Annotated in this window: 11 protein-coding genes; 5 read left to right on the top strand and 6 right to left on the bottom strand. The window is 54.2% G+C overall.

The features are described from left to right. Positions 1–10: 10 nt before the first annotated feature. Together OQ371_RS13325 and OQ371_RS13320 are read right to left on the bottom strand one after the other, a co-directional pair. Entirely contained in the window at positions 11–2,416 is a 2,406-nt protein-coding gene (locus tag OQ371_RS13325; RefSeq protein WP_265988428.1) for an ABC transporter permease, read from the bottom strand. A gap of 117 nt (positions 2,417–2,533) precedes the next feature. Continuing rightward, the gene (locus OQ371_RS13320; RefSeq protein ID WP_265988427.1) at positions 2,534–4,993 is read right to left on the bottom strand and encodes an ABC transporter permease; all 2,460 of its coding nucleotides are present in this window, start codon (positions 4,991–4,993) and stop codon (positions 2,534–2,536) included. 735 nt (positions 4,994–5,728) lie between these two features. Here OQ371_RS13320 and OQ371_RS13315 point away from each other — a divergent pair. From OQ371_RS13315 to OQ371_RS13295, 5 genes are all read left to right on the top strand, one after another. Beyond that, positions 5,729–8,932 carry a SusC/RagA family TonB-linked outer membrane protein gene (locus OQ371_RS13315; protein ID WP_265988426.1) on the top strand — a complete coding sequence of 1,068 codons (3,204 nt, stop codon included), beginning with the start codon at positions 5,729–5,731 and terminating at the stop codon, positions 8,930–8,932. Between the two features lie 14 nt (positions 8,933–8,946). Then, positions 8,947–10,809: a RagB/SusD family nutrient uptake outer membrane protein gene (locus tag OQ371_RS13310; RefSeq protein ID WP_265988425.1), complete on the top strand. Its 1,863-nt coding sequence runs from the start codon at positions 8,947–8,949 to the stop codon at positions 10,807–10,809. Positions 10,810–10,897: 88 nt separating this feature from the next. Continuing rightward, positions 10,898–11,608, top strand: coding sequence for a hypothetical protein (locus OQ371_RS13305; protein ID WP_265988424.1), 711 nt, complete (start codon positions 10,898–10,900; stop codon positions 11,606–11,608). Between the two features lie 92 nt (positions 11,609–11,700). Beyond that, positions 11,701–15,063 (top strand): VCBS repeat-containing protein, encoded by a 3,363-nt coding sequence (locus OQ371_RS13300; RefSeq protein WP_265988422.1) that lies wholly within the window; start codon positions 11,701–11,703, stop codon positions 15,061–15,063. Between the two features lie 86 nt (positions 15,064–15,149). Beyond that, positions 15,150–16,448 (top strand): vanadium-dependent haloperoxidase, encoded by a 1,299-nt coding sequence (locus OQ371_RS13295; protein WP_265988421.1) that lies wholly within the window; start codon positions 15,150–15,152, stop codon positions 16,446–16,448. 19 nt (positions 16,449–16,467) lie between these two features. On the opposite strand, the gene OQ371_RS13290 is transcribed toward OQ371_RS13295, so the two are convergent. The 4 genes from OQ371_RS13290 to OQ371_RS13275 form a co-directional block, all read right to left on the bottom strand. Continuing rightward, positions 16,468–17,328 (bottom strand): alpha/beta fold hydrolase, encoded by an 861-nt coding sequence (locus OQ371_RS13290; protein ID WP_265988420.1) that lies wholly within the window; start codon positions 17,326–17,328, stop codon positions 16,468–16,470. 143 nt (positions 17,329–17,471) lie between these two features. Then, positions 17,472–17,693: a DUF1330 domain-containing protein gene (locus OQ371_RS13285; RefSeq protein ID WP_265988419.1), complete on the bottom strand. Its 222-nt coding sequence runs from the start codon at positions 17,691–17,693 to the stop codon at positions 17,472–17,474. A 113-nt stretch (positions 17,694–17,806) separates the two neighbouring features. Continuing rightward, entirely contained in the window at positions 17,807–18,964 is a 1,158-nt protein-coding gene (gene lepB, locus OQ371_RS13280) for a signal peptidase I (protein WP_265988418.1), read from the bottom strand. A gap of 119 nt (positions 18,965–19,083) precedes the next feature. Next, positions 19,084–21,492 carry an ABC transporter permease gene (locus OQ371_RS13275; protein ID WP_265988417.1) on the bottom strand — a complete coding sequence of 803 codons (2,409 nt, stop codon included), beginning with the start codon at positions 21,490–21,492 and terminating at the stop codon, positions 19,084–19,086. Between the last annotated feature and the right edge of the window lie 292 nt (positions 21,493–21,784).

Genomic DNA, 21,784 nt, shown 5'->3' with positions numbered 1-21,784 from the left:
AACAACCCGTTTATTCGCTCCGTAAACTATTGACCGGATTCGCCAGAGCGGCCCGAATGCTTTGAAACGAGACCGTTGCCAGCGCAACCACGATCGCCAAACCACCCGCCAGCGCAAACACCCACCACTGAATGGCAATCTTATAGGCAAAATCAGTCAGCCACTGGTTCATCGTGTACCAGGCAATCGGCGAGGCAATGAGCAGGGCAACCATCACCAGTTTCAGGAAATCCTTGGAAAGCAGCGCCACAATGCTGGCAACCGATGCGCCCAGCACTTTCCGCACGCCGATTTCTTTCGTCCGCTGCACCACCACCAGCGACACCAGCCCGTAGAGCCCCAGCCCGCAGATCAGCATGGCAATCCCGGCAAACGTGTTGACCAGCCGGAAAAGCAGGCTTTCGGTTTCGTAGAATTTCGCCAGTTGATCGTCCAGAAACTCGTATTCAAACACTTCATCCGGGTAGACTTTCTCCCATACCTTCCGGATTCGCTGTACGGTTTGCGCCGGGTTCTGCCCCGCAATCCGGATGCCCACGCGCTTGTAAAATTCGCCGTGGCTGGCAATGAAACAGGGGTCGATGGGGTCCCGCAACGAACGCAGGTGAAAGTCTTTGACCACCCCCACAATCGGCAACGAAACCGGCGACAGGTAATACTGCATGGTCTTGCCCAGGACCTTCTGCGGGTCCCGGATGTTCATTTTGCGCAGGAACGCTTCGTTGACCAGGTATTCCCGAATCGTGTCGCTTGGCGAGATGTTTCGACCGGCCACGAGCTGCAAACCGTACGTTTTCACATAACCGGCATCACCAATGCGCTCCCGGAGCGGGAAAGCCGCCCAGTCCGCCTGATCGCCAAACTTGAACGACCCGCCGTTCATCACCTGGGCCGACGGCGGACGATAGCTGGCACTGACGGTTTTGATTTCGGGATAGTGAAGCAACTCGTTTTTGAGCGTTTCGCGCAGGGCTTTTTCTGGTTTCGGCAGCGGCACCACCACCACGTTTTCTTTGTCCAGCCCCAGATCGGCATTCTGAATGTAGCGAACCTGCATCGCCACCACCAGCGACCCGATGATCAGCGCCTGACAAACCACAAACTGCGTGACCACCAGGGAATGCCGAACGACCTGCTGCCCCGGTGATCTGGCCGGCAATTTGCCTTTCAAAGCCGCCCAGGGGCTAAAACCCGATAAAACACCCGCCGGATAGCCCCCCGCCAGCAAAATGACAACGCCCAGCAGCAAGGCAACGAAACCAAGCGTCAGGCCGTCGAGGTGCAGCGTCAGCGGAATGCCTGACCAGCGATTGAAAAGCGGCAAACTCAGCCACGCCAGCAGCAGCGCAAAAACCGTCGCGGTCACGACAATTAAGGCGGTTTCGAGCAGAAATTGCCGGACCAGCTGCGCCCGCGTGCTGCCCAGCGTCTTGCGAATGCCCACTTCCTTGCTCCGACGCAGGGCCTGCGCCGTGGCCAGATTGACAAAATTGATGCAGGCCGTCAGCACCAGAAAGACGCCCACCAGCCCCAGCGACCAGAGCAACGACGGGCGAATGGCCGTAACGCCCGTCGCCAGCCGCCGAACCTCAAAATGCACCTCCCGCAACGGCTGAAAATGAAATTGAATGTATTTAGCCCCTTCCCCAAAATGCTTTTTCGACAAGGCCGGCATGGCCGCTTCCAGGTTGCCAACGGCTTCCGGATTCTTCAGCGTGCAGAAAAGCCGGTAGTTGGAGTTGAGCTGTCCCCAATCGGTCTGGTTGAACTGAGAGTCCAGCGTTTTGAGCGTGGCCATCGAAATAAACAACTGGATGTCTACGTCGGTGGTGCGGGGCGGATCGGCCAGAACCCCCGTAACCCGGGCATCGACCTTATGATTCAGGTTCAGCGTTTGCCCCATCGGGTCGGCGTCACCGAAGTATTTTTTAGCCCACGATTCGGTGATCACGGCGGTGTTGGGTTCGCGCAGGGCGGTTTTCGGATTGCCGCGCACCCACTGATAATCCAGAATCTCGAACAGTTCGGGTTCGGCCAGGCCCGTGCCGCTGTGCTCCTGAAAACGCCGGGGAGCGGTCCGACCGGGTTGCTGCTGGCTGACGACCAGTTCGCGGTTCATGATCAGAAAAGCCGCCTGTTCAACCTGCGGGTAGTCCGCTCGCAAGGCAAGCGCCATCGGCAAAGGGGCTTCGGGGTAATATTCCACCGAACCGTCGTCGAGGTGCATGTCCGTCACGACCCGGAAAATGCGGTCAAACTTGGTGTGGTGCCGGTCCGTACTCAGGTGGTACCGGATAAACAAAAACAGCAACAAGCCGCCCGCCATCCCGACCGATAGGCCCAGGATGTTGAGCAGCGTGTAGCTCCGTTGCGTCGTTAAATTCCGCCAGGCGATTGTAAAGTAGTTCTTTAACATGCGTTCCGTCAGCAAGTTTCGTGTTGCGTCAAAGGTACTCGCAATCGCTATTGAACCGTTTTAGGCTCCTGTTAATAAAAGTTAATCCGAGTAAAGATTCGGTTGCTTAAAACGGCTTTATTCACTTTTCAGTGATTTCGTCGGATTGGTCAGGGCGGCTTTGATGCTCTGAAAGCTCACCGTTGCAAAAGCAATCACCAGGGCCAGCCCCCCGGCTAGTACGAACATCCACCATTCCAGGTCAATTTTGTATTTGAAATCGGCCAGCCACTGGTTCATGATGTACCAGGCAATCGGCGAGGCAATCACAATGGAAAGGATGACCAGCTTCAGAAAATCTTTGGAGAGCAGACCCACGATGCTGGCGACGGATGCACCCAGGACTTTCCGAACGCCGATTTCCTTGGTCCGCTGCTCGGCGGCAAAGGTGGTCAGCCCGAATAAACCCAGGCAGGCAATGAAAATGGCTAACGCCGTAAAAGCGCCGAAAACCCGGCCGGTTTGCTGCTCGGTACGGTAGGCATTGGCAAATTCATTGTCGAGAAATGTGTAATCAAATGGGGTGTCGGGCTTAAACCGTTTCCAGATGGCTTCAATTTTTTTGACGGCCGCATCGACCTTGCCCGGCCGGATGCGGGCCACCACGTACGAGTTGAGTTCCTCGAAACTTTTGGAAGATTCATGAAACAGGGCAAACGGAACCATGGCCGACCGCACCGATTCCATGTCGAAATCCTTCATGACGCCAATCACTTTGTAGGCTTGCCGTACCCCACCCGGATACACCAGCGATTGCCCGATCGGATTTTTCCAGCCGATTTGCTTCACCGCCGTTTCATTCAAAATCACCGAGAGCGAATCCGAAAACTCCGGCGAAAAATTCCGGCCCTGGATCAGCCGGATGTTTAGCGTCGGCACCAGATCATAATCCGTCATGAACGAATACATCAGGAGGTCTTTGGCAATCTGTTTTTCCGCCGTTTGAACCGGGTTATAAAAGTCGCCGAAACCGCCCTGCAACGGCACGCTGGTCGAAATGCTGGCGTTCGAAACTTCGGCCAGCCGGGTTAGCTCCTGCCGGAAAGCGTCTTCGTTCTGACCCAGGCGGTTGGCATTGCGGACCACGAGCACGTTTTCTTTATTCAACCCCAGGTCTTTATTCTGGGCAAAACGCAGTTGGGCAAACACCACAATCGTACCAACAATCAGGACCGTTGAAACCACAAACTGGAAAACAACCAGGCCGTTGCGGGTTAGTTGCTGACCCAGCGACGTTTTGAGAATACCGTTCTTGAGCGTCTGCACCGGGTTGAAAGAGGTCAGGTAAAAAGCCGGATAACTGCCCGCCAGCAACCCGACCAGCAGGGCCAGCACGCCCGTAACCGCCAACACCTCGGCGGATGTCAGCACGTCGGCGGAAAATGTTTTGCCCGCCAGTTGATTAAAAAACGGTAGCAACACTGTTACCAGGCCCAATCCGAGCAGGGAAGCCATGAAGCTGTACAGCAGCGACTCGGTCAGAAACTGCGCAATCAGCGTGCTTCGGTGGGATCCCAAAACCTTCCGAACTCCAACCTCCCTGGCCCGCTTGACGGAGCGGGCGGTCGCCAGGTTCATGAAGTTGACGCAGGCCAGCACCACAATAAACACCGCCACCACGGTAAACGTATCGACCTGCTGCCTGTCGCCCAGATTCTGGTAGTGGGTGGACATTCCGCCCGAACCGAGGTGAATGTCGGTGATTGGCTGAATCAGAAACGCCCAGCGCCCGCCGTTTTTCAGGAAGTCCGGCTGACCAATGCGCTGAAAGGCCGGTTCGGCGTATTTTTTCACCATCGCGGGGAATCGGGCTTCCAGCGCCTGAATGCGGTCCGGATCGCTGGCAACCCGCTCATTGAGCCGGATATAGGTGGCAACGTTTAGCCACACCCAGCTCCAATCGAAATACTGCACCACGCCGTAGTTTTTCATGGGCGTCAGAAAGTCGAACTGAATCGAGGATTGCGACGGCAAATCGGCCAGCACACCGGTAATCTTGAACGGGTCGCTGTTAATTTTTAGCACCTGCCCCACCACATTCGGTTTTCCGAAGTATTTACGGGCTATTTTTTCAGTAACAACAACGGAATTAGGCTCTTTCAGACAGGTGGCTGGATCGCCCAAAAGGGTGGAGAAGCCCAGAACCTGCAAAAAATTGGAGTCGGCGGCCATAATTTGTGCTTCAGTAAATGACCGATTGACTTTTCCGTTGTGCTCCCGCTGCACGACCGCATCCATAACTTTAAACAGGCGCGTATAGGCTTCCACTTCCGGATGCTCCTGCATGACCGTTTTGCCCAGCGGGGGCGGGGTGCCGCTGGCGGTAAAATCGCTTCCGCCAAAGTTTCCTGCGGTGTTGAGTTGGTAAATCCGGCTGGCGTTGGGTAGAAACTGGTCGTAGGCCCGCTCATCGTTCACAAAGAGCACGATGAGCAGACAACTTGCGACGCCCACCGCCAGACCAAAAAGATTGATAAACGAATAAACCGTGTGCGTCCGCAGGTTTCGGATGGCAATTTTGAGGTAATTCAGCAGCATCAGAATAAAGGAATGAGGTTTTATCCTATCATGTACGCACTAACTCACTACCAGCAAACCCACCAAGCGTGTGCCACATCGGTAATGCATTGATTTACAAACCGGTATAAACGTATTACATTTTATTAATGTCCGATTGCGGACGGTTTTCGTACGGTACCGGACGGAGCAGCGTGGCGCCCTCCTGTTTGGTAGAGCTGTCTGCGGTAAACACAGGTATTTGCGGTCGAATTGACTACTTTTTAACCAATTTTTACTTTTTTTTAACTATCAAGGTTAAATTATTTTAATATTTATTATTCTCTTACTAATTTAACAGTATAATTTTGGAAGTACCCGAGTATTAAATAGTATTATTTAAATAAAACCCTTAACCATAAATGCTAGTATCAGGCCAATTAGTTGACCAATTATCAGTAACAAAATGTTGCAATCTTTTACTAGAAATGCACCAACAGGTCGATTGTCCCGAACCAGCACTTCCTTAAACGAGTAAACTTTCCATCAAACCATCTCTATTAATTTTATCACTTATGACAGAAAACTACTACAATCGAGTACGCTTCTTCCCCATGTTAGTAGTTCCCTTTCGTTTTTCAAAAGCGCCATCCGGTATCAGCCGATAACCGGAGTTGACTGCGCTTGCGCTCTTGCTATCCACGCTTTCGCTTGAAACGTTTTGAGTACTTAGTCCCTAGTTAATTCCTTAATTAAAACCAATCCTTCTTTATCTGTATGAAAAATTCTACTCATCAGGTACCGGTGCCTCCCGAAAAAAGGTACCTGTTAGTGCTGTATTTAATGCTTATTTCCGTGACTGGTGCGCTGGCTCAAACAACCGTAAAAGGAAAAGTTACGGGTTCGGCCGGTGATGTCCTGCCGGGGGTGAGCATTGTTGTCAAGGGTACCACCCAGGGAACAACCACAACCTCGGAAGGCACATACACGCTCAACGTTCCGAATAAGAGCGCTACACTGGTGTTTTCATTTATTGGGTACGTTACCCAGGAAGTTGCTCTTAACGGCCGCTCCAACCTGGATGTCAAACTGCTCGATGACGTCAGCCAATTGAATGAAGTTGTGGTCGTTGGGTACGGTGTTCAGAAGAAAGAAACCGTAACGGGTTCGGTTGTTTCGGTAAAAGGAACCGACCTGATCAAATCGCCAACGACGAACCTGTCCAACTCCATCGCGGGCCGTCTGCCGGGTGTAGTTGCCGTTAACCGCAGTGGTGAACCGGGTTACGACGGTTCAGCCATCCGGATTCGCGGTACGAACACACTGGGTAACAACAGCGCCCTGATCGTTGTCGACGGTGTTCCGGCCCGTTCAGGGGGTCTGGAGCGGATCAACCCGAACGATATCGAAAACATTTCGGTGTTGAAAGATGCCTCGGCAGCCATTTACGGTTCACGGGCGGCCAACGGGGTTATCCTGATCACCACCAAGCGGGGCAAAACGGGTAAACCACAATTGTCGTATTCTTTCAACCAGGGTTTCTCGCAGCCGACGGTTATTCCGAAGCTGGCCAACGCTGCTGAATACGCCCAAATGTTGAACGACCTGGATGTCTACGGACTGCCGGTATCCGAATGGGCGGCTGCTACCCAGGCGTACAAAACGACCGGATCGTATACCCGTCCCGACGGAACGGTTCGCTCCGCGCCTTACAAGCCGGACGACATTACCAAATACAACGACGGTTCGGACCCCTGGGGCCACCCGAACACCGACTGGTATAAATCGACGCTGAAAACCTGGTCTCCGCAGCAGCAGCACAACCTGCAAATCACAGGCGGTACCGAATCGGTTAAATACCTAGCTTCGCTGGGCTACCAGGATCAGGATGCGTACTACAAACGGTCGGCAACGGGTTACAAACAGTATGACCTGCGCGTAAACCTCGACGCCGACATCAACAAGTACGTGCACGTAGCCGTTGGCTTACTGGGCCGCGAAGAGTTCCGGTTCTATCCGACGCGGGGCGCTGGCGCGATCTTCCGGATGCAGATGCGCGGTAAACCGAACCAACCGGCTTTCTGGCCCGACGGTCGTCCGGGCCCAGACATCGAAAACGGTGAGAACCCCGTTGTGATCACCACAAACGATACGGGTTACGACAAAGACAAACAGGATTATTTCCAGACCAATGGCCAGCTGGACATCAAAATCCCGGGCATTGAAGGCTTGAAATTCAGTGGTACAGCCGCTGTTGATAAAAGACTGCGTACCCGTCGGTTGTGGCAGACGCCCTGGACGCTGTACGAGCGCGGAACAGGAGTTGATGCCAACGGTATCCCGAACCTGATTGCCAGCCGACGCGGACCCGCCGAACCCCGTCTGAACCTCTACAGCGAAAACCAGTTGAACATTCTGTTGGGCGGTATCCTGAACTACGAACGCAAATTTGGTACAGATCATGGCCTGACGGTACTGGCCGGGGTTAACCGCGAAACGATCACGGGTGAGGGCTTTGACGCCTACCGTCGGTACTTTATCTCTCCGGCCATCGATCAGCTTTTCGCCGGTGGTGACCTGGAGAAAAACAACAACGGTAGTGCTTACGAACGCGCCCGGATCAACTACTTCGGTCGGGTAGCCTACAACTACAAAGAGAAATACCTGGCGGAGTTCCTGTGGCGGTATGACGGTTCCGACATTTTCCCGCAGGCAACCCGGTACGGTTTCTTCCCCGGCTTCCTGGCAGGTTGGGTCATTTCAGAAGAAAACTTCCTGAAAAACTCCATCCCGGCCATCAACTACCTGAAACTGCGCGGTTCGTGGGGTCAGTTGGGTAACGACCAGATTTATCTGCCCGGCACAACCAACCTGGCCACCTACCAGTACCTGGCAACGTACGGCTTTAACACGTACATCATCAACAACCAGCAGCAGAAGACGCTGACGGAGGCCCGGATTCCGAACCCGACCATTACGTGGGAGGTAGCCAACAACGCCGATATCGGCTTGGAAGGTCAGTTGTTCAACGGCAAGGTTAACTTTGAATTTGACTACTTCAACAACCTGCGGACCTCGATTCTTTACCCCCGGAATGCATCCATCCCCCGTACCACGGGTCTGGTCCTGCCTCCGGAAAACATCGGAAAAGTTCGCAACAGCGGTTTCGATGGTCAGATTGGCTACAACGGTCAGGTGAAGGATCTGAAGTTTACGGTTAGCGTCAATGGTGGTTACGCTCAGAACAAGATCATCTTCTGGGATGAAGCACCGGGTGCTCCGGCCTGGCAACGGACTACGGGTATGCCGATCAACTCGTACATTGCTTACCAGTACGACGGGGTGTTCAAGGATCAGGCCGAAATTGATGCCAACACCCTCGACTACTCCGCCATCGTGAAAACGCTGCGCCCGGGTGACATGAAGTACAAAGACATCGGTGGTCCGAACAATTCAGGTCCTGATGGAAAAATTACCCCCGAAGATCAAGTTCGGAACAAACGGACCAATTTGCCGCTGTTCCAGGGTGGTATGAACATCTCGGCCACGTACAAAAGCTTTGACCTGACGATTCTGTTCCAGGGCTCTGCCGGTGCGCAGCAATACATCAGCCTGGGCGAATCAGGTAACATCGGTAACTTCCTGAAAGAGATCTACACGGATCGCTGGACGGTTGAAAACCCGAGCAGTGTTCACCCCCGTATCGCCAACCGGAGCGACCAGTATTACTCAAACAACAACACCTACTGGTTGCGGTCGGCGGATTATATCCGTCTGAAAAACCTGGAAGTGGGTTACACCATTCCGGACAATATCGGCAAGAAAGTAGGCGTTAGCAGCTTGCGTTTATACGCCAATGCCTTAAACCTGGCGACTCTGTTCAACAAGTTGGGCTCATTTGATCCGGAAGCTGACAACGCAACTGGACAATACTATCCACAGGCTCGGGTTATCAACGTGGGTGCGTCGATTCGTTTCTAATTTTTTAATTCAACATGCTACGAAAATTTAAAACCATAACATTAGCCGTCGGTATTGCAGCTTTTTCCGTAACGGGTTGTAACGACGATTTTGTGAACACCCAGCCGCTGGATCAGGTATCCGGAGAGGCTGTCTGGTCGGACGCGGCTTTATCCGAAGCCTTTGTAACCGGAATCTATGCGGGCTTAGGACAGGGCGGTTTCAACGAACAGCAACTGGCTTCGCTGACCGACGAAACCATCTTTACCCACCCCGGTCGGAACATTACCACCATCACCGAAGGCCGTTCTAACCCGGCTGATCCGGGCTGGGTGAATGAAACGATTGAGTGGAACCAGATGTATCTGCGCATCCGGGCGGCCAACCTCGCACTGGCCAACCTGGCTCAGCCCAAATTTGCCAATACCGGCAAAATTGTAGAGCGGCTAACCGGAGAAGCTAAGTTTCTGCGCGCCTACTACTACCACCAGTTGGTACGATATTACGGCGGAGTTCCCATTGTTGATCGTCCTTATGAACTGGGTGAAGCCGATTACACGGTTACCCGGAACACCATGGAGGAGTGTATCAACTTTATCGTGAAAGATTGCGAAGATGCTGCGGCCCTGCTGAAAGGAATGTCGATGGCGAAAGGTCGGGCCAACGAAGTGGCGGCTCTGGCGCTGAAAGCTCGCATCCTGACGTATGCCGCCAGCGATCTGTACGACGTTCCGACGGCCAAAGCCAAATCGTCGACGCACGCGGCCTACGCCAAACCGGAGCTGCTCGGCTACACCACCGGCACCCGCAACGAACGCTGGCTGAAAGCCCAGGCTGCCTCCAAAGCCGTCCTGGATCAGACGAGCTACGGTTTTATGTTCAACATGACGGCCCCGGCCACCAAAGAAGAAGGTACGGCCAACTACATGAACATTGCGCTGTCGCGCAACGGTGGCGATCGGGATGTACTCTTCTCCCGTTCCTTTATCAACGAGAAGCAGGAAGCAGGTGGTCAACAGGGCTTGTACAACGGCCCGAACGGCTACCACAACTGGGCGGGTAATACGCCGATTTCCTTACTGGTCGACGACTACGAAATGATGGATGGCAGTAAGTTTAGCTGGAGTGATCCAGCCAAGGCCACTACGCCTTACGCTAATCGTGATCCCCGTTTCTACGCCAGCATCATGTACGACGGCGCTACCTGGAAACCCCGGACCGCCGACGTTGCTGCCAAAGATCCGGTTAACCAGATCCAAACGGGAACGTACGAAGTTGTAAACGCATCCGGCGCCAAAGCAATGATTCCCGGTCTGGATACGCGGAAGAGTTCGGTGGAAGACTGGAATGGTAGCTACACGGGTTATTACATGCGCAAATTCATCGATCCGAACCCGGCCATTGTTGATCAGAACACGTATCAGCAGATTCCCTGGCCTTTCTTCCGCTATACGGAGGCCGCTTTGAACTACGCCGAAGCGTGTATCGAACTGGGGCAGGATGCCGAAGCGAGACTCTGGCTGAACCGCATTCGTTTCCGGGCCGGTATGCCCGCCATCACCGAATCAGGCGCAGCCCTGCGCGAGCGGTATCGGAATGAGCGCCGGATTGAACTGGTCTTCGAAGAACACCGCTATCACGACGCCCGTCGCTGGATGATCGCTCCGACTACACTCGGCCGGAAAGCTAACGGGATCACGATCACGGGAATGCTTAAGCCGGGTAAAACGGTCACACTGTATAAGTACGACCCGACGAGCTACGACTACTCGTACAAAGTAACCGAGATTGACCCCGGGAAGGAAAACCGGAACTGGGCCGATAAGCAGTATTATCTGCCGATCCACCGCGATGAAATGAACCGGAACAACAAACTGGTGCAAAATCCGGGCTACTAAGAACCGGTGCATCCATTCGCGCAATAGACCTGTGCCAGCTCATTTTGGGCTGGCACAGATTTTTTGAAAGCACCCGAACCGCAAAACCATGAAAACGATTCTGTTGATTGTAGCAATGGGATTTTTCAATCCGGTACGTCTGTGGGCGCAAACTTTGCCCACGATCCGGGTAAAAGGTGGACCCAACTGGCAGCGATCCGTACCGTTTCCGGAACGGTATCGGTACCCGGATTTCCGAACCGGTACCCTAACGTACCTCAACGGATTGACAGCAACCGGGCGGTTCAACTACAACATCCTGATCGGGGAAATGCAGTTCATCGACCCCAGGGGTGATACGCTGGCCCTGGCCAACGAAACCACGATCCGGTCGGTTCAGGTCGCGGAAGTGGCGTTTCTTTATGATCAGAAATACGGCTTTATGGAAGTTACCGCCGAGTACCTGCCCGTTAAACTGGCCATGAAACCCATTTTCAAAACCGTCCGGGCCGAGAAGAATGGCGCATACAACCAATCGTCCGGAACCTCGTCGATCACCCAATACAAGTCTTTTGTCGGGAGCACCGGTCAGTTGGCCCGGCTTGGGCAGGAAGGCGACCTGCTGCTGGAGAAGGATGTCGTTTACCTGGTGATCGATCAGAACAATCGCTTCCACCGACTCAGTAAGGGCACCATTTTGAAAATATTCTCAAAAAACAAATCCGCCATCGAAGCGTATCTAAAAACGGAATCGATCGATTTCAAAAAGGAAAGAGATCTGAGAAAATTGCTGCAATTTTGCAGTGAATTAAGTAGTTAGCCTTCTTACATTTACAGTTTATAAGGCATTCAACCGAATGTTACCGCCCACTGTAAACTGATTGTTTCAATACCGTCTCGTTGTACCATTGTATGAAATTGCCCTTTGCCACTCTCTTCTATCCCCTCTTTTTTCTGTTTGTTCTGACCGGCTGCCGGGATTCTTCCTCCCGGGAAGAACAAACGGCCGTGGAAAACACCGGCCCGCCCCTGTTCACGCTGCTGTCGTCGGACGAAACCCATGTCGATTTTGCCAACAACCTGACCGAGGGCCTGAACACCAACGTCCTGATGTACGAATACTTCTACAACGGCGGTGGCGTGGCCGTCGGGGATGTCAACAACGACGGCCTGGACGACTTGTATTTTACCGGAAACATGGTGCCGAACAAGCTGTACCTCAACCGGGGCAACCTGAAATTTCAAGACATTACCGACTCGGCGGGTGTGGCCGGACGCGAGGGACCGTGGAAAACCGGCGTAACGATGGCCGATGTGAACGGCGATGGTTTACTGGATCTTTACGTCTGCTACTCGGGCAATCTGTCACCCGAAAAACGGGTTAACCAGTTGTTTATCAACGAGGGCGCCCAAGCGGGTGGGATTCCCCGGTTCACCGAGAAAACGGCGGAATACGGCCTGAACCACCCCGTCAACGGCACGCAGGGCTTCTTTTTCGACTTCGACAAAGACGGCGACCTGGATTTGTTTCTGCTGAATCATAACCCCAAATCACTCCCCGTTCTCGACGAAGCCAGCACGGCCGATCTGCTCAAAAAACCGGGTCTGGAAACCGGTATCCGGCTTTTCCGGAACAATTTAAAAGCCGGAAAACCGTATTTTCAGGACATCACCCGCCAAGCCGGCCTGCGAAACACCTCGCTCTCATACGGCTTGGGGGCCGGTATTGCGGACGTTAACAGCGACGGCTGGCCGGACCTCTACGTTTCCAACGATTACACCATTCCGGATTATTTATACATCAACAACGGCCGGAAAGGCGGGCCGTATTTCTCGGATAAAATTCAAACCAGCCTCGGCCACTTCTCCCACTTCTCAATGGGCAACGACGTGGCCGACATCAACAACGATGGCCTGTCGGATGTGTTTGTGCTGGACATGCTGCCCGAAGACAACCGCCGGCAGAAACTGCTCTTTGCCCCCGACAACTACGAGAAATTTGACCTCAACCTCCGCACCGGTTTTCACTACCAGTACATGCGGAACATGCTGCAGGTCAACAACGGCGACGGCACGTTCAGCGAGATCGGGCAACTGGCCGGGCTGTCCAATACCGACTGGAGCTGGGCTCCGCTGTTAGCCGATTACGACAACGATGGCTGGAAAGACCTGTTTGTAACCAACGGCTTCGTGCGGGATTTTACCAACATGGACTTCATGAAGTACATGAACGATTACCTGCAGAACAACCAGAGCAACGTCCGGCGGCAGAACATCCTCGAACTGGTGTACCAGATTCCGTCGTCGGACGTCAGCAATTACATCTTCAGAAACAACGGAAACCTGACGTTTTCGGACGTCAGCAAAGCCTGGGGCATGAACCTGCCGTCGAACAGCAATGGGGCCGCCTACGCCGATCTGGACAACGACGGCGACCTGGATCTGGTGGTTAGCAACCTCAACAAACCAGCGTTCATTTACAAGAATGAGGCCAACCAGCAACTCAAAAACAATTTCCTTGACCTAAAGCTGGACGGCAAAGGCGTCAACCGGTTCGGGATTGGTGCCAAAGTAACACTCTACCAGAAAGGGCAAAAACAGTTTCTGGAGCAAATGCCGTCGCGGGGCTACCAGTCAAGCGTGTCGCCGGTACTGCATTTTGGCCTGGGTAAAAACCCGACCATCGACTCGCTGCGGATCGTCTGGCCAAGTGGTCAACAGCAATTGCTGACGGGGGTAAAAGCCAACCAACGGCTGACGCTTTCGGAAAAAGATGCCCAGGCTTCGGACCGCCCGCAACCCGCCCCCCGGCAAGTATTTACGGAAATCCAGTCGCCCGTGGCGTATCAGGCCGTCAAAAACACCGTCAATGATTTCAAACGCCAGCCGCTGCTGGTCAATCCGCAGTCGTTTGTGGGCCCCTGCCTGGCGAAAGCCGACGTCAACGGCGACGGGTTGGAAGATGTATTTGTGGGCGGGGAAAACGGCCAGGCCGGAATGCTTTATCTGCAACAGGCTAACCAGCAATTTCGGCCGAACCCGCAACCCGCCCTCGAAGCCGACAAAGCCAGCGACGATGCCGACGCGGTTTTCTTCGACGCCAACGGCGATGGCAAACCCGATTTGTACGTGTGCAGCGGTGGATACGCCAACTTCCTGCCCGACGATGCAAAGTTGCAGGACCGGCTTTACCTGAACGACGGCACGGGTAAGTTCACCAAAAACCCGGCGGCTCTGCCCGTGATGCGCACCAGCAAAAGCTGCGTTCGGGTGGCCGATGCCAACGGCGACGGCAAACCGGATTTGTTTGTGGGGGGCCGGGTCATTCCGGGGCGCTATCCCGAAACGCCCCCGAGCTTTTTGCTGATCAACGACGGCAAGGGCAATTTCAAGGATCAGACGGCCAATCTGGCCCCGCAACTGCAACGGATCGGGATGGTAACCGATGCCGCCTGGACCGACCTGAACGGCGACAAAAAGCCGGACCTGGTGGTGGTCGGCGAGTGGATGCCGGTGACGGTTTTCGGAAACAACGACGGTAAATGGGAAGATCAGTCCCCAACCTATTTTGAGAAGCCATACCGCGGCTGGTGGAACAAACTGCTGGTGGACGACCTGAACGGCGATGGCAAACCGGATTTTGTCGTTGGCAATCAGGGGCTGAACACCCAGTGCAAAGTGAGTGATCAGGAACCCGCCGAGTTGTTTTACAAAGACTTTGACGACAACGGCTCCATCGACCCGATTCTGTGCTTTTACATCCAGGGCAAAACGTATCCGTACGTTTCCCGCGACGAACTGCTTGACCAGCTCAGCATCATGCGCACGCGCTTCCCCGATTACAAAAGCTACGCCAACGCTTCGATGAAGGATATTTTCACGGAAGAAGAACTCAAAGGCGCCAGCCGACTGGAAGCCAATTACCTGAAAACCGCTTATTTCGAGAGCAACGCCCAGGGTAAACTCCAGGAGAAACCGTTGCCGATGGAAGTGCAGGTTTCGCCGGTTTACGCACTGACGGCTTTTGATTACGACCACGACGGGAAGAAGGACCTGCTGGTGAGCGGTAACATCAACCGGGCGCGGCTGCGGTTTGGCAAATCCGACGCCAACTACGGTATTTTGCTGAAAGGCAACGGCAAAGGGCAATTTTCCTACGTCCCGCAGCGGCAATCCGGCTTCCAGCTCAAAGGCGATGTGCGGAGTATTCTGCCGCTTGGCAATACGGTTTTGTTCGGAATCAACCAGTTGGGCATAAAAGCGTATCAATATTGAAAGACTTATTTCGCGGAGTTGAGCGGAGCAAAAAAGAGTTTAGCAAAGGCTCCGCTCAACTCCGCGAAATAGCATTTTAAGGGATTATGCGAAAGTTTACCTTCTTTTTCCTTTTCATCTTCATAGGGTGCCGGTCGGAAAAAACGCCGGAACTCAGCAGTCGGGAGATAACCAAAGTCGTGGATGAAATGACCGAGGTGATGATTCACGACGTGACCAACCCGCCCCTGGCCGCCCGGTTTTTCACCTACGCCTGCCTGGCGGGCTACGAAGTGGTGTCGCAGAACGACAAGGGCTACCGGAGTATGCACGGTGTGCTGAACGAGTACCCGGTTATTGAAAAGCCCGGCGATGTTGACGAGTACTCCCCGGACCTGAGCGCCGTCCTGGCCATGCTCAAAACCGCCCAGAAAATGCAACCGTCGGGCAAACGGCTGGAAACCCTGGAAAAGCAACTGGTGGATTCGTGCCGGACGGCGGGTTTTTCCGACGACGCCATTGAGGGTTCCGTAGCGTACGCTCAGCAGGTTAGCCAGCAAATTCTGAAATACGCCAAAGCCGACCGGTATAACAAAATCAGCAATTACCCGCGCTATACTCCTTCCGGCAAAGAAGGAACCTGGTACCCCACCCCGCCGGGTTATTTCGCGCCCGTCGAACCGTATTTCAATACCGTCCGGCCCTTTATGCTGGATTCGGCGGCCCAGTTTAAACCCGTGCCGCCGGTGGCTTTTTCCAAAGACAAGTCGTCGGCTTTTTACCGGCTGCTCCAGCAAAATCAGCGGGAAAGCGCCAGCACGATCAGCGACGAACACCGCCTGATTGCCGCTTTCTGGGACTGCAACCCGTTTGCGCTCGAAAACAACGGCCACATGCTGGTGGGTCTGAAGAAAATTTCCCCCGGCGCTCACTGGATGGGCATTACCGGCATTGCCTGTGCCAAGGCAAAAAAAAGCTTTGCGGAGTCGCTGAAAATTCACACGGCGGTTGCCATCGGCCTGATGGACGGCTTTCTGGCTTGCTGGGACGAAAAATACCGCAGCGACCGCGTCCGGCCCGAAACCGCCATCCGTCAGCTTATGGACCCCGCCTGGAAGCCGTTTCTGCAAACGCCCCCGTTCCCGGAATACCTGAGCGGCCACTCCACCATTTCATCGGCATCGGAGGTGATTCTGACCCATTTTTTCGGCGACAATTTTGGGTATACCGATACCGTCGAGGAACGCTACGGCCTGAAAGCACGCTCGTTCAAATCGTTCCGGGAAGCCGCTGTTGAAGCAGGACTTTCGCGGTTTTACGGCGGGATTCATTTCATGGACGCCATCGAGCAGGGGCGCGAGCAGGGCCTGAACGTGGGCAACTGGGTGGTGAAGAAATTCCCGTAAAGCGGTCTTTGGAACCAGATTAGTCCGCCCGTCCGGTATGCAGCCAACGTACAAGTTCCTGATTGAACCGGTCGGGTTCTTCGAGTTGGGGCGTGTGGGCGCTTTTTTCAAAAATTCGGATGGTCAGGTTTTTGAACTGGTGCCGCACCGCATCCCACAGAAACGGCAGCCCCGTCAGGTAGTCATAACGCCCCAGCGCCAGAAACACCGGAACATCCAGCGTCTCCAATCCGGCGGTAATGTCGATGTCGCGAAAAACCACGCCCCAGACATAGTCGAAGACCTGCCTATTGGTGTACACCCCCTCCCACAAAGCCATGGCGTCATACCGGTAATCGTACCAACTGGCCGGCCCCGCGCTGAGGCACAGGTGCACAAACCGCCGGTTGGGGTCGGCGGCAAGTCGTTCCGGCAGTTGGGCCATGCTGGCTTCGAAAGCCGCTTTGCGTTCCGGGGTGGTATCCTGTTCAAAAAACGTCCAGCGGGCCTGCGTAGTGGCCGCGCTGTAGTCCGGGCTGGCCCCGATCATAACAACCTGCGCAACGTATTGCGGATAGTTTTTGGCGTATTCGAGGGCCAGAAAGGCGTGCCCGGAATGACCAACGACCACAAACCGCTCCAGACCCAACGCCTTCCGGATGGTTTCGATGTCGTTTAGCAGGACCGCCAGTTCGAAATCTTCATCCTTCCAATCGCCGGGGGGCGGGGCTACAAAACCCCGGTGGTCGATAAAGATCAGCTGCAACGACTGCCGGAGATCACCCGCAAACGTCCGGGGGTAGTAAACCGTACTGCCAATGACCAGCGCCGGCATGCCTTCACCTTCCACTTTATAGCCCAGCTTAAAACCGTCGATGTCAATAACTCCTTCTTTTTCCATGTTTTCAGTGCTCATCTGCTTCTATCCTTACAAAGCAAAGCAAGGGAACGAGCAGCCGGAAATAAAGCCGGACTAGCACGTCGGATTAAGCGGTTGATTTGTCGAAAATCGGAATTGAAGTGTGCTTGCGGCTACGGGTCCGGTTATAAGGCCGCTCCTTCAATGAACAGGACCCGCTCGATGGATTGATCTTTCAGGCTCAGATGGCGTTGCCGTTCCGGGTCATCGCGGTACGCTTCAAAATCGGCGCGGGTCGCAAACGTGACCAGATGGATTTCGTAGGGATAGCCGAGCGTCGTCGCAACAACCGAAGACGCCGGCGGCCTGACCCGGTAGAGCAATTCGCCATGGTGGCGCTGAAGCAACGGCTACACCCGATCTTCAAACGAGTGAAATACCGTTTCCTGACCGGGTTTTACAAACAAAACCTGGGTGTAATAAAGCATCGGATTGTATGGGTTACGAATGGTGAAAACCGTTACTCAATTACCCGGAACAGCCGGTTCCAGCGAATTTTGGCCCAGACCGTCGCGGGCGCGGGGTCGATCGACATCCAGACGAAAACGGCTTTGCCGACGATGTGGTCTTTCGGCACGAAACCCCAATACCGGGAGTCGTCGGAGTTGTGGCGGTTGTCGCCCATCATGAAGTAATAATCCTGCCGGAAGGTGTAAGACTGAATGGGTTGGCCGTCAATTTTAATCCGGGTTGGCGTTACTTCCACTTTTTCATTACCGTCGTACCGGCTAATGATCGGTCCGTATACGGCAATGGTTTGCGGATTGATCGGGATGGTCTGGCCTGCTTTCGGAACCGTGAGCGGCCCGAAATTGTCGCGGTTCCACGAAAAAGCTGTTCCGCCGTAGATTCCAGATTCCGGTTGCCCGGCGGGTTCGGTCAGCGGCTCAACGGCTTTTACCCAGTCGAGCTCCTTGATTTTGGCGATGGTTTCGGCCGTAGTGGTCACCTGATACCCCACCAGCTCCGAGGTTCTGGTTGCTTCGCTGTACTGCTCAACGGGTTGCCAGTTGATGAACGGCCCTTCCGCCGATTTGTAATCGTTGACGATGTTGTATTTCCGGAAAAACCGCTCGTTCAGCACCTCCGCCGTTCGGATGAAATAACTGGTCTGGGAGCGGGCCGGGGCCGCAAACGCCCTGCCGTTGATGTACACCATTTCCCGCCGGATTTCCAGCTTATCGCCCGGAATCCCGATGCAGCGTTTGATCAGGTTCGTGCGCAGATCGACCGGATGATCGGGCTCGCCGGGCTTCGGCGGAGGAAAGTTAAACACCACCACATCTCCGTTTTTCACCTCCGTAAAACCGGGCAGCCGGTAAGCAGGCAGTTGGATGAGGTTGGTGTACGACGGTAGTTTCGTGCCCCAGATGGTCTGGTGAGTAAGCGGTATCTGCAAAGGCGTTTTGGGCGTCCGGATGCCGTAGTGCAGCTTGCTGACAAACAGAAAATCGCCCACCATCAGGCTGTTTTCCATCGACGGTGTGGGAATGGCGTAGGCTTCGAACGTCAGAAACCGAATGAGGGTGGCCGCAATGACCGCAAACAGAACGGAATCAAACCATTCCCGCAGGAAGGATTTTTTCTTACGGGTTGAAGAAGGATAATTTTTGCGCATGGTGGAAGGGGTTTTGGCAATCAACCCAAATTAAGCCCTTGCCCCAATCCCGAGAACCGATTTTACAGGATTGGTCAACTCGTGCGCTGAGCGGTTTCCGAACCGCGTTTCCCCGAAGATTATTCCGTTTTTAAGCTTTTCACCGGGTTCATTAAAGCCGCTTTGATGCTTTGAAATGAAACCGTGAGGAAAGCAATGAGCATCGCGATAAGCGCCGTAATAATGAACACCCAGGGACTGATGGTGGTGCGGTAAACGAACCCTTCCAGCCACTGGCTCATGGCCCACCACGCCACCGGCGACGCCAGCACGAGGGCAATCAAAACCAGCTTCAGCAGGTCTTTGGAAAGCAGCGCCACCAAACCCGGTGTTGTGGCCCCCAGCACCTTGCGAATGCCGATTTCCTTGGTTCGCTGCTCGGCCATGAACATCGACAGCCCAAACAGCCCCAGGCAGGAAATCAGGATGGCGACACCGGCGAAGATGCCAAACAACGTCTGCTGTGTTTGTTCCGTGGTGTAAAGCCGTCCGAACCGCTGATCCAGAAATTCGTACCAGAACGGCCGCTCTGGAAAGCGCCGTTTCCAGACGGCTTCTAGATGGGCCAACCCGTTTTGCAGACCCGCCCCGCCCGCTACCTGAACGGAAAGCCAGTTGTTGTGCCCGGGTTCGATAAAAAGGACAATGGGTGGGATTGATTGTTTCAGGGATTCGAAGTGAAAGTCCTTCGTTACGCCGATGATCTGCCCGCGCCGGTGCCCGTAGCCAAATGCTTTGCCGATGGCCTGATCGGGGCTTTTCCAGCCCAGCGTCCGGGTGGCCGTTTCATTCAGAATAAAAGCCGCCGTATCGTCTGTGGTATACGACCGGGAGAAGTTGCGCCCGGCGGCCATTTTCATACCGTACGTCGGAATAAAGTCGTGATCAACCGACAGCGATTTCAGGACTACGCTGGCAGGTGCCATGCTGTCGCCCTTCGCCATGTAAGCTTCCCAGGAGTCCAGCAGCCGCCCCGATGGAATTCGGGATGACTGCCCAACTGCCAGCACTGCACTGTTCCGCTTGAGTTCCTGTTTCAGCGCTTCATAATCGACCGTGGAATCTTCCACCGCCCGCAGCAGCACGACCTGATCTTTCTGATAGCCCAGCTTGTAATTGCGAATGTAATCCATCTGGTTGTAGACCACCACCGTGCTGATGATCAGCGCTACGGCAATGGTAAACTGGCTAACGACCAGCACCTGCCGGAGCCGGCCCGTCCGCATGGCCGAAGCAATCTTGCCTTTCAGCACACTAACGGGTTGAAACGAAGTCAGGAAAAAAGCCGGGTAGCTGCCCGACACCAGACCCGTCAGCAGCGTGATACCCGCTACAATGCTCAGAAACCCCGGACTAATCAACTGACTTAGCGTCAATTGCTTCTGCGTAAAATTGTTCAGAAGGGGCAAACAGGTAACGACCAGCGCGACGGCCAGCCCCAGCGCGAAGATGACCAGCAAAAGCGATTCGCTCAGGAATTGCCCGATCAGTTGCCCCCGGTGGGCCCCCACCACCTTTCGCATCCCGACCTCCTTGGCCCGCATGGCTGAACGGGCCGTTGCCAGGTTCATGTAATTGATGCAGGCAATCAGCAGAATAAACAGACCAATAGCCGAAAAAAGGTACACGTAGCGAATATCGCCGTCGGCATCCAGGGCGTCGTCCGTATCTGAACGCAGGTGAATGTCCGTCAGTTTTTGCAGGTTCAGGACCGAGTAAGTCGACGCTTTGGGTTCGATGCGCCGGTTCTGAAACGCCGGAAAGGCCTTCACCATCTTCGCCGGATCGGCCCCTTTGGCCAGCAGAACGTACGTCAAAAAGGAGTTGTTGCCCCAATTGGTTCGCAACCTTTCAGCTCCATAAATACGGTTGTCGTTGAGCGTGTTGAACGAAACCAGAAAATCCGGATGAATGTGCGACTGCGTGGGCAACGGTTTGAAAACGCCCGTTACCAAAAAATCAAACTGGTTGTCCAGCCGAACGCTTTTGCCCATCGGCGACTCCTTACCGAAGTATTTTTCGGCCATCGGTTGCGACAGCATAATCGAAAAAGGGTTCGCCAGCGCCTGATCCGGATTGCCGCTGGCTACCTCAAAATCCAGCACCTTGAAAATGGTTTCCTCGGCATACAACACCCGGCTTTCATTGTAGGTGTGCTCGCCGTATTTGATTAAAGCGCTACTGTTACGCGTCCGCACAACCTGCTCCGCTTCCGGAAACTCCTGTTTGATCAGCGGCCCGAACGGAGGAGCCACCGTTCCCAGCTTCAGCTCCACGGTTCCGTCGTTGGCATTGAGGAACGTCCGCAACACCCGGTAGGTGCGGTCGGCTTTGGTGTGAAAACGGTCGAAGCTGATTTCGTCGCGCACGTAAAGCGCAATCAGCAGGAAACACGCCAGACCGATGGCCACACCGACAATGTTGATAAAGCCGAACGTTTTGTGTTTCAGCAGGTTCCGAAAAGCGATTTTCAGGTAATTGCTCAGCATAAGATTCGTCGTTCACTGTCCAGTCAAGGTACGGCTGCAATCGATCAAACTGTATACCAACAAAGTTAAACCTCTAATAATCAGAACTTTATTAAGCATACATACTTCTTGTTTGTCCGATTGCGGACGGTCGTTCGTTCGCTGCCGGACAGGGAAAAAAGTTGTATCACAGAGTTGAGCGGAGGAAATCAGAGGTTAGCGGAGGTTCTGCTTACTGGCTACCCTGCTGCCGGGTTTCGGCGCCCGTTGCAGATGGGGCCTTCTTTGTCCGGGCAGTACCGTTAAAATCCTC

Source organism: Larkinella insperata (assembly GCF_026248825.1).
In the GTDB taxonomy this organism is placed as follows: domain Bacteria; phylum Bacteroidota; class Bacteroidia; order Cytophagales; family Spirosomataceae; genus Larkinella; species Larkinella insperata.
This window is presented reverse-complemented; position numbering and strand designations above follow the sequence as displayed.

Coding starts and splice junctions, on each gene's coding strand:
- lepB (WP_265988418.1), bottom strand. CDS start 18,964: ATGCGCAAAAATTATCCTTCTTCAACCCGTAAGAAAAAATCCTTCCTG.
- OQ371_RS13300 (WP_265988422.1), top strand. CDS start 11,701: ATGAAATTGCCCTTTGCCACTCTCTTCTATCCCCTCTTTTTTCTGTTT.
- OQ371_RS13320 (WP_265988427.1), bottom strand. CDS start 4,993: ATGCTGCTGAATTACCTCAAAATTGCCATCCGAAACCTGCGGACGCAC.
- OQ371_RS13275 (WP_265988417.1), bottom strand. CDS start 21,492: ATGCTGAGCAATTACCTGAAAATCGCTTTTCGGAACCTGCTGAAACAC.
- OQ371_RS13295 (WP_265988421.1), top strand. CDS start 15,150: ATGCGAAAGTTTACCTTCTTTTTCCTTTTCATCTTCATAGGGTGCCGG.
- OQ371_RS13310 (WP_265988425.1), top strand. CDS start 8,947: ATGCTACGAAAATTTAAAACCATAACATTAGCCGTCGGTATTGCAGCT.
- OQ371_RS13305 (WP_265988424.1), top strand. CDS start 10,898: ATGAAAACGATTCTGTTGATTGTAGCAATGGGATTTTTCAATCCGGTA.
- OQ371_RS13315 (WP_265988426.1), top strand. CDS start 5,729: ATGAAAAATTCTACTCATCAGGTACCGGTGCCTCCCGAAAAAAGGTAC.
- OQ371_RS13325 (WP_265988428.1), bottom strand. CDS start 2,416: ATGTTAAAGAACTACTTTACAATCGCCTGGCGGAATTTAACGACGCAA.
- OQ371_RS13290 (WP_265988420.1), bottom strand. CDS start 17,328: ATGGAAAAAGAAGGAGTTATTGACATCGACGGTTTTAAGCTGGGCTAT.